General features: G+C 64.7%; 13 protein-coding genes and 1 pseudogene. 8 read left to right on the top strand and 6 right to left on the bottom strand.

Annotated features, from left to right (window positions below):
• Window positions 1-295, bottom strand: a pseudogene (locus NS2_RS36475) (hypothetical protein); the annotation flags it as partial.
• Between NS2_RS36475 and NS2_RS32700 the strand changes: the two are divergent.
• From NS2_RS32700 to NS2_RS32690, 3 genes are all read left to right on the top strand, one after another.
• A complete protein-coding gene (locus NS2_RS32700) occupies window positions 294-548 on the top strand; it encodes a hypothetical protein (protein ID WP_033091182.1) in 255 nt (84 codons plus the stop codon). The pseudogene NS2_RS36475 and the gene NS2_RS32700 overlap by 2 nt on opposite strands.
• A 544-nt stretch (window positions 549-1,092) precedes the next feature.
• Entirely contained in the window at window positions 1,093-2,355 is a 1,263-nt protein-coding gene (locus NS2_RS32695) for a tyrosine-type recombinase/integrase (protein WP_045440030.1), read from the top strand.
• Between the two features lie 543 nt (window positions 2,356-2,898).
• Window positions 2,899-3,531: a Pr6Pr family membrane protein gene (locus NS2_RS32690; RefSeq protein ID WP_222594897.1), complete on the top strand. Its 633-nt coding sequence runs from the start codon at window positions 2,899-2,901 to the stop codon at window positions 3,529-3,531.
• 66 nt (window positions 3,532-3,597) lie between these two features.
• On the opposite strand, the gene NS2_RS32685 is transcribed toward NS2_RS32690, so the two are convergent.
• Window positions 3,598-4,770, bottom strand: a complete 1,173-nt coding sequence (locus NS2_RS32685) for a lipase family protein (protein WP_036551076.1) — start codon at window positions 4,768-4,770, stop codon at window positions 3,598-3,600.
• 117 nt (window positions 4,771-4,887) lie between these two features.
• The gene (locus NS2_RS32680) at window positions 4,888-5,658 is read right to left on the bottom strand and encodes an SDR family oxidoreductase (protein WP_033091179.1); all 771 of its coding nucleotides are present in this window, start codon (window positions 5,656-5,658) and stop codon (window positions 4,888-4,890) included.
• 260 nt (window positions 5,659-5,918) lie between these two features.
• On the opposite strand from NS2_RS32680, the gene NS2_RS32675 reads away from it, so the two are divergent.
• The 4 genes from NS2_RS32675 (at window position 5,919) to NS2_RS32660 (ending at window position 10,652) form a co-directional block, all read left to right on the top strand.
• Window positions 5,919-6,926: a TerC/Alx family metal homeostasis membrane protein gene (locus NS2_RS32675; RefSeq protein ID WP_306455160.1), complete on the top strand. Its 1,008-nt coding sequence runs from the start codon at window positions 5,919-5,921 to the stop codon at window positions 6,924-6,926.
• A gap of 160 nt (window positions 6,927-7,086) precedes the next feature.
• Window positions 7,087-8,448 (top strand): hemolysin family protein, encoded by a 1,362-nt coding sequence (locus NS2_RS32670; protein WP_033091187.1) that lies wholly within the window; start codon window positions 7,087-7,089, stop codon window positions 8,446-8,448.
• The gene (locus NS2_RS32665) at window positions 8,441-9,475 is read left to right on the top strand and encodes a hemolysin family protein (RefSeq protein ID WP_033091178.1); all 1,035 of its coding nucleotides are present in this window, start codon (window positions 8,441-8,443) and stop codon (window positions 9,473-9,475) included. Before NS2_RS32670 ends, NS2_RS32665 begins: the two co-directional genes overlap by 8 nt.
• 334 nt (window positions 9,476-9,809) lie before the next feature.
• Window positions 9,810-10,652 (top strand): oxygenase MpaB family protein, encoded by an 843-nt coding sequence (locus tag NS2_RS32660; protein WP_052087012.1) that lies wholly within the window; start codon window positions 9,810-9,812, stop codon window positions 10,650-10,652.
• Between the two features lie 114 nt (window positions 10,653-10,766).
• Here the strand turns inward: NS2_RS32660 and NS2_RS32655 are convergent, their stop codons facing one another.
• From NS2_RS32655 to NS2_RS32645, 3 genes are all read right to left on the bottom strand, one after another.
• Window positions 10,767-10,967 carry a hypothetical protein gene (locus tag NS2_RS32655; protein WP_071811772.1) on the bottom strand — a complete coding sequence of 67 codons (201 nt, stop codon included), beginning with the start codon at window positions 10,965-10,967 and terminating at the stop codon, window positions 10,767-10,769.
• Between the two features lie 71 nt (window positions 10,968-11,038).
• Window positions 11,039-12,133 carry an oxygenase MpaB family protein gene (locus NS2_RS32650; RefSeq protein WP_143161282.1) on the bottom strand — a complete coding sequence of 365 codons (1,095 nt, stop codon included), beginning with the start codon at window positions 12,131-12,133 and terminating at the stop codon, window positions 11,039-11,041.
• Between the two features lie 103 nt (window positions 12,134-12,236).
• Window positions 12,237-12,866 (bottom strand): TetR/AcrR family transcriptional regulator, encoded by a 630-nt coding sequence (locus NS2_RS32645; protein WP_045440025.1) that lies wholly within the window; start codon window positions 12,864-12,866, stop codon window positions 12,237-12,239.
• 169 nt (window positions 12,867-13,035) lie between these two features.
• Here NS2_RS32645 and NS2_RS32640 point away from each other — a divergent pair.
• Window positions 13,036-13,317 (top strand): transposase (locus NS2_RS32640; protein WP_147207395.1); only part of this gene is annotated, 282 nt, incomplete at its 3' end.

Genomic DNA, 13,317 nt, shown 5'->3' with positions numbered 1-13,317 from the left:
GCAGGGCGGCGATGGGGCCGATTCGATCGCGGACGGCGGCAACCACGTCGGCGGTCAGCCGGTCCGCGGGCAGGTCCGCCCCGGACTTCAGCACCACCAGGGCGTGCGGCACCTGACCCGAGCCCTCTTCGCCCGCGGCGCATTCGGTGCCGTCCGCCGCCAGGACACGGACATCGAATCCGGACACCGGGACGGTCGCCGAACCGGCCTTGGTGGGCATGGGTTCGAGGCCGATGAGGTCGGCGGCGACGGGCCAGCCGGTCTCGGTCTGCCACCAGTGGTCGATTACCGGAATGCGCACCCGCCTGATCGAGTACTACGGCCCCGAACGCGCCGAAATGGTGGGCGAACAAGCCGAACTCGCCGGTGTCTTCATATTCGGCGCACTGATGGAGACGATCACCACCTGGCTCGAGGGCAACCTTTCCCTCACCCGCGACGAGCTCATCGAGCACACCGCCGACTTGGGTCTGCTGATCGTCGAACACGTCTATCGCCCGACCACGACAGGCCGTACACCGGAACCTGCCACACCATCCACCCCCTGACGACCCGCCCGATGCGCTTCGAGCTGGTCAACGGACTCTTGATGGGGTTCGGACTGCCCGGCACTCCTCCTGATCGGCGAGATGGGATCGAACGTGAGATGGCTGGCCCCGGTCCCCGGCGAAGACCTTGCGGCACACCGAGTCCCAGTCGGTGTGCCGACCCCTTCACCGGGAAGATCCGGCGGGCCTTCGCTGGATCCACGGTCATACGTCAGACCGGGTGACACCAGGTGAGTCGGCTGGGTTCGAACCATCGACCGGACACCCTTTTCGCAGTTCACAACACCAGTCTGTCTGGCGCGACAACCGCACTTCCACGAAGCATGAAGAGCCGCAGGTCTCTGACCTGCGGCTCTTCATAATGTGGTTCTAGCTGGGATCGAACCAGCGATGTGCAGATCCAGAAATCCGGCGATGACCGGTCATTTTCGCCTTCTACCTGGTAGTATTAGATCGGACCGATATCGCAATCCGCCGCATTGATGGGCACGAATGGGCTGCGTTATTGCACGTATATTGCACGGTAATTCGGGTGGGAGGTTCAATGACTTCGGTATCGAAGAAGGCCAAAACGAGAGCCCCGCGTCGCGACTTCGGCCGTATCCGGAAGCTTCCGTCAGGCCGCTTCCAGGCTGCCTACGTCGGCCCTGATCTGCCGCTGTACAAAGCACCACACACCTACGACACAAAAGCGAGGGCCGAGGGGTGGCTCTCGGAGGAACGCCGGCTCATCGATTTGGACATCTGGGTGCCTCCGGATGCCCGCTCCCCCGAGTCCTCAGCCGAGGAGACCGAACCGACAGCTCTGTTCGGCGCCTACGCGAAAAAAGTGGTCGAAACAAGGGTGTCGAGGCGTGGCCAGCCGCTGTCGAGGCGGACGAAGGATTCCTACTTCTACCTCCTCCGCGACCACATCAACCCCACGTTCGAAACCACACCCGTCGCCGACATCACCCTCGAGATGGTGCGCGACTGGTACGGCTCAGTCTCACGTGCCAAGCCACCCGCCAAGCGTTCCAGGACGAAAACCCCTCCGCCCAAGGATGTTCCAACCGCACGGGCCCGGGCGTACGAGGTACTCCGGATGGTTTTGAACGTCGCGTGCGAAGACGGACTGATCGACAAGAACCCCTGTCGTATCAAGGGCGCGACGGCGATTCAACCGGCCCACGACGCCACCGTCTTGCAACCCCAAGAGATCGCAGCCCTCGCCAACGCCATGCCGAAAGAACTGCGGGTATCCGTCCTGATCGCGGCCTGGTGCGGGCTGCGACCCTCCGAGACATTCGAACTTCGCCGCAAGAGCTTCAAGGCCGATTGCGCGATCGTGACGATCTCCCACGCCGCCACCTACCGAGCAGGAGAGATCGCCATCGATCGTCCGAAGGCTGGATCAACAGGCGATGTCATCGTGCCCGAGCACATCCGAGCGGCAATCCGTGTCCACCTCACCGACCACGTCGGCAAATCCCCGAATGCTCTGCTGTTCCCCGACCCCGAACGCGGCGGCACCATGCGCGAATGGATTTACCGCCGCATCTTCGACACCGCCTGCACCAAGATCGGCCGAAAAGGCTTCCGCCCCGGCGAACTTCGCCACACCGGCGGCACCGTCGCCGCCCAAGCCGGCGGCACCCTCCCCGAAGTCATGGAGCGCCTCCGCCACAAGACACCCCAAGCCGCCATGCGCTACCAAAAGATCGCAGCCGGACGGGCACAGGCCCTCGCCGACAACATCTCGAAACTCGCCCAAGCGAAGGCCACATCAACCACAGAATCAACGGGTCCATACCCAGGGACTCAATGACATATCCGGCATCGGAGCCTTGAGATCACTTGGTTATGAGCCAACGAGGACCTATCGCGCACGGTCCCTCCGTATCCGGTGGAATCCGTTCTGTGCCGGTCAACACGGTTTCGTTCGTCCGTCCTGTCCGCGTCGTATCACCCGGCCCGCTGGATTTCGCTGTGTCCGGTTGCCAAATCCGTTGCCAAATCCGGCCGATTCGGGGGCCGGGTGTGGCCAGGCCAAATTCTGCGAATTCAGCCGGCGACGCCTCGCGCGAACGGTTCAGCAGCCCCGGGGTCATCGGAGTTCCCCGTTGGGCGGCAAACATCATTACGCCACCGGCCACAGTGGGCTCGACAACCACTGAGGCCTGCCCGAAGCACCGAACAACGCCTACGCACCCGGTCGTAATCGGCTCGATTTTGACCGTGCTCCGGAGTGACGGCACAGAGCCGTACGCCGGAGTGACGGTATAGAACGGATAGGGCGCGGCGCATGGATGTGAAATGGGCGCGGGCCTGGTTCGCGGTGACTGCCGCGTGCGTCGCTGTCGGTGTGATCATGCAGCTGGTTTTGGCCTGGCAGAACCACATGCCCGAGATCGCCGAGACCGGAGAGCTGTTCCAGAAGTTCGGCGGTAGCCCGTTGACGCGGGCTCTGAATGTATTCGCGTTCTTCACCGTTCAGTCCAACCTGATCGTGGGCGCGACGAGCTTGCTGCTGGCCATCAACCCGAACAGGTCCTCGACCGTGTTCTCGGTGTTCCGGCTGATCGGTCTGGTCGCGATCACGGTCACCGGCATCGTCTACCATGTCGCGCTCGGTGACCTGTTCCGGCTCGACTCATGGGCATTGGCCGCAGATCAGCTGCTGCACACGGTGGTACCGGTGATGATGGTCGTGGGGTGGGTGACGTTCGGCCCGCGCGGGCTCACGTCGCCGCGAGTGGTGAAGCTGACCATTCTGTTCCCGCTCGCCTACATGATCTTCACCGTCGTCCGCGGTCCGCTCACCTCGGACTGGTACCCCTACCCGTTCGCGGACGTGCATGCGCTGGGCTATGCGCGGGTCCTGATCAATGCCGTCTGGATCGGGTTGCTGTTCGTCTCCGTCGCCGCGGGTGCGGCCTGGATCGATAAACGCCTACCGACCAAGCAGGCCACGCCTGCCGTTCCCGCGCAGACCGGCCCGTAGTCCCGGGCAGCGTGGTGAGCCCTCACACCGTGACGGCTCACCACGCTGCGAACACCGGGTGGGTGCTCAGTGCTGCGTCGGGGTGGCGAGTACGCGGTCGGTGAAGGCGTGGATGCCGTCCCACATCCGCGAGTCGACCTCGCCGTGCTTGCCGTAGCCGACCACGGTCGAGAAGTCGACGCCGTTGGCGGCGAACTGGGCGGCCAGGGCGGCGTGCAGCGGGGAGGGGACGGTGGTGTCGGTCGCGTTGAGCAGCAACATGATCGGCGCGTTGTAGCCCTTGGTGGGCACCGTCATGTAATCGCGCAGGACGCCGGAGATGGGGCCTTCGGTGAACGGGCGCGACAGCAGATCGCCGATCGAGTCGTCCTGCATCAGTTTGATGGTCTGCGGCAGACAGGTGCTTCCGACACTGTCGAGCATGTGGCGACCGCGCTCGGTCAGGTAGCTGTCGACCTGCGCGTCGGCGCGAGCGGCGCGCAGACCGGCCAGAATGCTGACGACCAGGCCATGGACACCGTCACCGGCCTTACCGGGAATCTCCGGGAACGCCGGGCCCGCGATCGGCAGCACCTTCTCCAGGTCCGACGCCGGATCGATCGCGATCGTGCCACGGAAATCGAGATCCGGGGCCGCGGTCACCTGCAAATTCGAGGTGCCCAGCGCCGCGTGACCGCCCTGGGAGGTGCCGGTCACCGCCCAGCTGCGCGACAGGGACGGGTCGGCGGCGCGGGCGGCACGCACCAGATCGAGAGTGGCGGTGGCCTCGGTGCGCGTCTCCAGGTAGGGGTGCGGTCCGGTATCGAAGCGGCCGAGGCCCAGATAATCGGGTGCAACGACGGCAAAGCCCTTGGACACGAAGTACTGCAGCAGTGTCTCTTCCAGACTCAATACCTCAGGGAAGGGCGCGAGCTCTGGATCGGCCATACCGCCGCACCCCGGCCCGAGACCGGTGGTGCCGTGGTCGTAGGCCATTATCGGCCAGCCGCCGGCGGGGGCGGGCCCGGAGGGAACGAACATCGCGCCCGTCGCCTTGACCGCCTCGCCATTGGAGCGGGTGGTCCAGTATTCCACCAGCGAACCGTTCGTAAGCTGATGCCAGCCATCGGGTTTCGCGGTCGCGGCAATCAGCGTGCCCGCCGCCTCGGCGTTCGCCGGACTCCCCGGCACGACCAACAACGTGCTCGCGGCCACGGTGGCAATGACCAGATTGCGAGCAACGCCCCTGTTGAATCTCATGAATCCTCTACCCGGATCCCCGGACGCGGACCCATCTTGAAATTATTCGACCGACCAGTTAATTGCCGAGAAGTTACCACGGCCTCGAAGGCTCAGTCCTCAACGCCGGACTCCGCCCTAGAGTGCGGTGCCACCACTTGCGTCGATCGTTTGACCGGTAACCCAGCGGGCATCGTCGCCGGCCAGGAAGGCGACGACATCGGCGACATCGGCGGGGCGGCCGAGGCGGCCGAGCGCGACATTGGCCGAGGCTTCGGCCTGGCCATCGGGATTGTCGATGAGCGCGGCATTCATATCGGTGAGCGTGAAGCCGGGAGAGACGGCGTTGACGGTGATACCGCGCGGGCCGAGCTGGTGAGCCAGCACCCGGGTGAAGGACTCGGTCGCACCCTTGGTCATGGTGTAGGCCAAGGCATCCGGGATCGCCACCCGGGTCAGCACCGAGGACACATTGATCACGCGACCGCCCTCGCGCAACCGGTCCAGTGCCGCTTGCACCAGGAAGAACGGGCCTCGCACATTGATGGCGAACAGCAGATCGAACTCTTCGGGCGTCATCGTGTCGACACCCTTGACCACGGAGATACCGGCGTTGTTGACCAGGATGTCCAACCCGGTGGGAACACCGAGGCCCGCGAAGCCCGCGTCCACCTCATCCAGCAGCCCGGCGAAATCGGTCGCGCCGAGGTCACCTCCGACCGCGAAGGCGTGACCGCCCGCGGCCTCGATGGCGGCGACGACCTCTTTGGCCGCCGCGTCGTTGCGACCGAAATGTACTGCTACCAGCGCTCCGTCGCGAGCCAATCGTTCCGCGGTGGCACGGCCGATGCCCCGGCTCGCGCCGGTCACCAGGGCCGTCTTGCCTGCCAGTTTCTTGGCTTCGCTCATGAATCGATCCTACGGACAAGATCGTTCGATTACCGGCGGGGTCGGGGACGTCGGCTTGTCCCCGAGGAGAGCGGCACGACAGGCGGCTACGACAAACTGGACAGCTGAGTTAAAGCTCGGTTATCCTCGGCGTCGAGGGGAGTACTTCCCAAGAGTCATCCCGGTCAATACGGATCGCGCCATCGCGAACCCCGGGTGTCCACCCAGGACATGGGTGAAGGAGACCTCAGGCTGGTTTCACCGTGCTTGAGGAGACCCTTTTGAACATCGATCCATCCATTCTGGCGAGTCCCGCCGCGATCGACACCATCGGCACGCCCTGGTTGTGGGCGAGCACCATCGGTGTCGTACTGGTGCTGTTGGTGCTCGATTTCGCGATAACCCGCCGCCCGCACGAGGTTTCGATGCGGGAAGCGATCGGATGGACCGCCTTCTATATCGCCCTGCCGGTGGCCTTCGGCGTATTCCTTTGGGCCGGAAACGGTTCCACGACCGGCGTGGAGTTCTTCACGGGGTATCTGCTCGAGAAGTCGCTGTCGGTGGACAACCTGTTCGTGTTCATGCTGCTGCTTTCCGCGTTCGCGGTACCCGCCGCCTTGGCGCAGCGGGTATTGCTCTACGGCATTGCCGGAGCGCTGGTATTGCGCGGCATCTTCATCGCCCTGGGCGCGGCCGCGCTGGCCACCCTGGACTGGGCGTTCCTGCTATTCGGCGTGATTTTGCTGGTCACGGCCGTGAAACTGCTCGCGGACGCGGCGAAGGGGGACGATGCGGCCGTCGACATTTCGTCGATGAAGTCGGTCAAGCTGCTGCGCAGGTTCATGCCGGTCACCGACGACTACCAGGGCGCCCGCATGACCGTGATGCAGGCCGGCAAGCGCGCGCTGACCCCGCTCGCGCTCGTCGTGACCGCCGTCATGGCCACCGACCTGGTCTTCGCCGTCGACTCGGTACCCGCGGCGTACGGCGTCACCGGCGACCCGTTCCTGGTGTTCGCCACCAACGCCTTCGCGCTTCTGGGTTTGCGCGCACTGTATTTCGTGCTGCACGCCGCCCTGTCACGACTGGTGCACCTGGCCTACGGCCTGGCCGTCATCCTCGCCTTCATCGGTGTGAAGTTGGTGCTGCACTGGGCACACGGCGTCTGGAGTGCCGTGCCGACCATCCCGACCGCCGCTTCACTGGTCGTCATCGTGGTCGTGCTCGCGACGGTCACCCTGACGAGCCTGCGTGCCACCCGCGGCCGGCAAACCGTCGACGCGTCCTGAGCCCACGCCGCTCGACAGCACTTCGCGAATATCCTGCAATCAGTTCTTCTACATTTCACAACCGGAATGAGCCGATGAACCGCGCTGCGCGCAAATACCGAGTATCCAGACTGCCCCGGGCCGTCCCCGGCCCCGGATATCCGAGGGGACTGTGGTTCCGGTGACTGTGCTCAGCATTGCCCTCGGTGTTCTGGTCGTCTTGCTGATCACCGCCCTGACCGGATACTTCGTCGCGCAGGAATTCGCGTACATGGCGGTGAACCGTTCCCGGTTGAAGGTCCGCGCCGACGCGGGTGACCCCGCTGCCGCCAGGGCTCTGGCGGTGACGCGGCGGACATCGTTCATGCTGTCGGGCGCTCAGCTCGGCATCACCGTCACCGGCCTGCTCGTGGGCTATGTCGCCGAACCGCTCATCGGCCGGGGTCTGGGCGAGTTGCTTGGTGGCGTCGGCGTTCCGACCGGAGTGGGCGTCGCGACGGGCGCGGTACTGGCAGTGGTGTTCTCGACCGTCGTGCAGATGGTGTTCGGTGAGCTGTTCCCGAAGAATCTCGCCATCGCCCGCCCGGAACCGGTGGCCCTGCGGTTGGGCCTGTCGACCGTCGTCTACCTGAAGTTGTTCGGTTGGCTCATCGTCCTTTTCGATCGGGCGGCGAATCTGCTGTTGCGCGTGCTGCGAATCGAACCGGTGCACGATGTGGAGCATTCGGCCACCCCGCGCGATCTCGAACACATCGTCGCGGCCTCGCGCGACTCCGGCGAACTGCCGCGAGAACTGTCCACGCTGCTGGACCGAATCCTCGACTTCCCTACCGGCACCGCCGAGCACGCGATGACCCCGCGCTCGCGCACCGACACCGTCGACCATGACGAACCCGTCGCGAAAGTCCTGGCGCGCATGGGTTCCGGGCACACCCGCTATCCCGTCGTCGGCGAGACCGGCGACGATCTGCGCGGCATCATCCACCTGCGCGATCTACTCGACGACGAACCCACCGGCACGGCCGGGGAACGCACGCGACCGGCGGTCGTGGTACCCGAATCGCTGCCGCTGCCCGACGTCGTCGCCGCGCTGGCAGCCGCGAAACAGGAAATGGCGCTGGTCATCGACGAGTACGGCGGTTTCGCCGGTGTGATCACCATCGAGGACATCGCCGAGGAATTGGTCGGGGAGATCGCCGACGAGCACGACCCCGCAGCCGACGACGAGATCGTGGCCGTGGACGGTGGCTGGTCGATCGCCGCCGATCTGCCCCTGGACGAAGTGCGGCGATCGCTGGATCTGGAACTGCCGGAAGGCGATTACGAAACCCTCGCCGGTCTGGTGATCACCCGCTTCGGAGGACTGCCCGCGGTCGGGGACACCGTCGAGATCGATCTCGAACCCGCTGGCGCGGACTTGATCGCGGGGCGTCCCCGGGCCCGGCGCCGGCTGGCCGCGCAGGTGCGCGGGGTGGACAAGCGGGTGCCGTCGCGGATCTTCATCACCGTGCACGACGAGCAGGAAGTGACTTCCGATGAGTAATCCCTGGGTAATCATCGCGATCACGATTGTGCTGATCGCGGCCAGCGCCTTCTTCGTGGCGGTGGAGTTCGCGCTCATCGCCGCCCGCAAACACCGGCTCGAGGACGCGGCCGCCACGAGTGCCCCCGCCCGTGCCGCACTACGCAGTGCCTCGGAACTGTCGGTGCTGCTGGCGGGTTCACAACTAGGCATCACGGTCTGCACCCTGGCGCTCGGCGCGATCACCAAACCCGCGGTGCACCACTGGCTCACCCCCGCAATCGAGACCCTCGGCGCACCGCTGTGGATCGCCGACGCCGCAGGCTTCGTGCTCGCCCTCGTGGTGGTGACGTTCCTGCACCTGGTGATCGGTGAGATGGCCCCCAAGTCCTGGGCCATCGCCCACCCCGAGCGATCGGCCATCCTGCTGGCGGTCCCGATGCGGGCCTTCATGTGGGTGACCCGCCCACTGCTGACGGCGTTGAACCGGATCGCCAACTGGTTTCTGCGCAAGGTCGGTGTCACCCCGGTCGACGAGGTCGAAGCCGGTCAGAACCCGGCCGCGCTGCGCCATCTGATCGAGCATTCCGCCACCGCCGGCACCCTCGACGAACGCTACCGCGGACACCTCACCGCGGCACTGGAACTCGAAGCGCTCACCGTCGGCGACATCACGCGCCCCAACACCGCGCCCAGCAGCGTCAGCCCCGAGGCCGACCCGCAGACCATCCAAGCGGCCGGACGCGACACCGGGCATCTGCGGCTGATCGTTCGTAACAACGACACCGTCGAGGGCGTCGTACACGTACGCGACAGCCTGCACATGCCCCCGAGCGCCACCGCACGTGGGCTGATGCGACCGGTGCTCACGCTGACGCGCACCATGCCGGTGTACGAGGCACTGCGCACGATGCGAGAGACCCGCAACCATCTCGCGATCGTCACCGACCCCGGCACCGGCGAGTCGATCGGTCTGATCACCCTCACCGACGACCTGGAACGATTGCTGCCCACCGTCGGCGCGCTGACGGAAGCCGCTGTCGCGTAACGAAACCGGGCCACCACGGTGGACCCCAGCGTATCCGGACATCCGATCGACGGAGGGTTCTCGGCCGGGCGGGCATCGATGATGCATTCGCCCGGCACGGCGAGGTACCGCTGGCCTCGCTCGCAGATCGAGCCCGGATCGACAAGGAGCAGCTGTTCAGCTGGCTATTCTCGATGACCTCTCGCGCAAATTGACAATGTGTGCTGTCATTTCATCGGACCTGACGATCACCTACCCCGCCCGTCGATCTCGCGGAGCACTGAATCTTCAGCCCCCACACATCACATATCCACGCAACGACGCAGGAGACGCCGTGTTCGGTCCAGGATCATTTTTGTACGAGTCTTACGGTGACCGGCGCGGTTACCTGGTGGCCCCGGTCGAGGGGCTGCTGCAGTTGATGTATCCCGCACTCGGCCGGGGTGTCGAGCAGCATTCCGCGTTCTACGACGAGCCGTTGCAGCGGTTGATCCGATCGGTGCCGCAGATCCAGGGCACTATTTTCGACGGCCGGTCAGCGGCCGAAACCGCACACCCAATCCGCGACTTCCACCGTGACATCAAAGGCACCATGGCCGACGGCACCCGTTACCACGGGCTGGATCCGGAAACCTACTTCTGGGCGCACGCGACATTCATCGATGCCGCGTTCCGGACGAGCGATCTGTACTTCGCCCGGCCCTACAGCCGGGAGGAGAAGGCGGCGATCTACCGCGAGGGCGTGCGGTGGTGGCAGATGTACGGACTGTCCGCGCGCGTAGTCCCCGGCACCTATCCGGAATTCCACGAGTATTGGGAACACACGCTGCACACCGTGCTCGAACCCACCCCCGCGGCACGCGGACTGGTGGAGTTCTTCCGTTCGCCGGGCAGTATGCCGCAGCCGTGGATCCCGAACCGGTTGTGGCGCATGGCCGGACCGGCCGGAAGCCAGGCCTGGCTGAAGCTGGGCGCCGGAGCGCTGCCATCGATCGTTCGCGAGATGTTCGACATCCCGTGGACGCGCGCGAACCAGGTCGCGTTCGACGCGTTTCGCACCACTGTCGCCTACACTTGGCCCGCCATCCCCTACCCGCTGCGCATCATGCCTCGCGCTCGCGTTGCCTACCGGCGTGATGGACGCCTGGGACTCGCCACCGCACGCAAACTCGCCGCATCCGCACGCACCGCCGCCTGACCACCCGCCGTTCCGAGCTCCCGGACCCTCCCCGCCGATCGGGCAGGCGCTGATCAGCGGTTGACCTTTGCGCCATAAATTGACAATACTCGCTGTCATTACTGAAGTGCGCAGCTACGGCAGAACAAGGAGAACGAGATGGCCGAGCAGATGACCGTCGAGGTCGATCGAGACCTGTGCTTGGGTTCCGGCTTCTGTGCGCATCTTCGGGAAGCTCGAAGACATCCGGTGCGTCACGGTCCGGAATATCCGAACCGGCAGCTTGGTACCGTCGGACGCGAAGAGATTTTTGATCTCGGTGGGCAGCGTAGTCATTGCAATCCTGCTGGCAGTGTCATTGCGGCGGCGGCAAGGCTCGGATGCCTTCAATTCCCGAGGCTGCGTGTTCAGACCGGGTTGCGTGTCGACCGGAACCGCGAAGGCCATGCACGATCGCGGTCGAAGGCAGCGCGGGCGCGTTGCACATATTTGACTCGCCGCGGGAGCCACGGCCACACGATGCGAATGGTGACGGCGAATACCGAGAAGGCGCGCTCGTGCCACGGTGACCATGAGTATCCGAGAGTCGCGCGAACCCGCTCGGGTAACAACCCGTACATGAGAAAGCTCCCGAATCGCGCGGCGAGCGGGGCGAACAACCAGTAGGTCCACTGCGGCATCTGATGCTGCGGAGCCGGTCGGGGATTGCGCACGATCTCCATCGAACGATCGAAGCCCCGGGTTCGTTCGAGCACGGTCGCGGCGAAGTCGTCGAAGTACACGCAGAACTCATCCCATGTCGAGGGCTCGTTCTTCTTGGTGATGCCGTATTGCGCCCACCATTGTTTCGATTCCTGGTACAGCTGCTCCTTCTCGGCGTGACTCATCGGGTGGTCGAAACGGTCGATCACTGAGACAAGGCAGTCGACGAAAGTGGCATGCGCCCAGTAGAAGGTATCGGGATTGAGCGCGTGATACCGCTTTCCGTTGTGGTCGATCCCCTTGACGCCTATGTGCTGCTGCAACACCCACCGGGTGGTCTCTCCGACTCGCGGGCCGTCGTAGACGATTCCATAGATCGGGGGCATCGAGCGCATCAGCCGATCCAGCGGCTCGGTGAAAATCGCCGAGTGCTGAAACGACGCGGCACCGAATGCGGGATCCATGACCTGCAGCGCTCCCCACTTCGAGGCCGCCAGCATGTAGCGCCAGTCTCCGAGATAGCGCCACAGCATGGTTCCGGGCTCGACCGGGTCGACTGTCGCGCGGCGGCGTTGCGCACCGGCAAGTCGAGCGGCGCCTTCTTCGTCGGGCTCGGATTCTGCACGGTCCACGGTGATATCAGTCATCGTCGTTCTCCTAACAAGCGCACTCGCGGGCCCGCGTCCGCATGGATGACTGTGAAAAGTTGTCAACGGCGTTCCACAGGAGGACGTCGGCGAGAGGTTGGGCGATTCGGCCCGCCAGCCGGTAGTCCGCGGAAGTCTGGGATGCTGGCTCAAATCACGCTACATGTTGACTTCAATCATTGTCAATTTGGCTGGGCGGCGGAGTACTCGGTACAAGAACGAGGCTGATCGGGATTCGAACCCGGGCCGTTGACACTCAGCTTCCCGGCTTCGATGACTCATGCGGAGCATCGATGAAGGGCAGCGCGCTCCGTTTGACCAGCAGCACACAGTGCTCGACGAACCGATCGCGCCCCATCGACACCGTGCCGTCGAGGTATGCCATGAACAGCGTGGTGAGAGCGCCGACCACGCCCAGCGCGATCAGGTGTCGCCGATCCGCTTCTTCGATCCCCGTCAGCTGCACCTCGACGAGAGCGACGAATGTCGGCGCAAGTGAGATTCCCTGGATGCCCAACGAAGGTTCGGCGAACGGCGTGAACAGCAATACCCTCGCGACCGCCGGCTCGTTGACCAACATATCGATGAAGGCGTCGATCGCGGCCTCAGCAACCCGATGCGGGTCGGCCAGCGACACGGCCTTGACCAGGACCTGCTGCGATCGATTGCCGGCCTCACCGTAAATTCGGCGGACGAAATCCTCACGGTCGGAGAAGTTTTCGTAGAAGTACCGCTCGGTGACGCCCGAGGCGCGACAGACTGCACGCACCGTCAGCGGCGTTTCTGGATCACCAAGCAGGGCGATGCCCGTATCGATGAGCGCGGCCAGCCGTGCCGCACGGCGAGTGTGGGGATCAGTCCCCGCCCACTTCTTTCGTTCCGTCACTGGATGCTTCCTCCGGTCCTGCATACGAGCAGATGATCGTCGCATAAAATGTTGACAACACATGAAGTCATATCTAGGGTTCGGCGCATGAGTTGGGAGAAGAGATGAACCTCGACCGAGCCGCGATGATCGGCGAACCAGCCATGAGGGCTGAGGTTCCCCCTGGAAAGTGGACACCGATTTAGCAGGATGCGCTCTTGCTGGAAGGATGTCCGTTATGCCACCTCGCAAGCGCCGGTCGTACACGACCGAGTACAAGGTCGAGGCAGCACATCGTGTGATCGATTCCGGTCGCACGATCCGGGAGGTCGCCGGTGAGCTCGGGATCGACGCCGGCATGTTGAGTACCTGGGTGAAAACCGAACGTCGCCGTCTCGACGCGGCGGCGACCCACGGCGAGGAACCGTTATCGGCCGCCGAACGCGCCGAGCTGCAAGCCTTACGAAGGCGC

Origin of the sequence: Nocardia seriolae NBRC 15557, from assembly GCF_007990715.1 — a bacterium.
In the GTDB taxonomy this organism is placed as follows: Bacteria; Actinomycetota; Actinomycetes; order Mycobacteriales; family Mycobacteriaceae; genus Nocardia; species Nocardia seriolae.
This window is presented reverse-complemented; position numbering and strand designations above follow the sequence as displayed.

Excerpts from the sequence above, each read along its gene's own strand:
- NS2_RS32700 (WP_033091182.1), top strand. The coding sequence starts at position 294 with ATGCGCACCCGCCTGATCGAGTACTACGGCCCCGAACGCGCCGAAATG.
- NS2_RS32695 (WP_045440030.1), top strand. The coding sequence starts at position 1,093 with ATGACTTCGGTATCGAAGAAGGCCAAAACGAGAGCCCCGCGTCGCGAC.
- NS2_RS32690 (WP_222594897.1), top strand. The coding sequence starts at position 2,899 with ATGCAGCTGGTTTTGGCCTGGCAGAACCACATGCCCGAGATCGCCGAG.
- NS2_RS32685 (WP_036551076.1), bottom strand. The coding sequence starts at position 4,770 with ATGAGATTCAACAGGGGCGTTGCTCGCAATCTGGTCATTGCCACCGTG.
- NS2_RS32680 (WP_033091179.1), bottom strand. The coding sequence starts at position 5,658 with ATGAGCGAAGCCAAGAAACTGGCAGGCAAGACGGCCCTGGTGACCGGC.
- NS2_RS32665 (WP_033091178.1), top strand. The coding sequence starts at position 8,441 with ATGAGTAATCCCTGGGTAATCATCGCGATCACGATTGTGCTGATCGCG.
- NS2_RS32655 (WP_071811772.1), bottom strand. The coding sequence starts at position 10,967 with ATGACTACGCTGCCCACCGAGATCAAAAATCTCTTCGCGTCCGACGGT.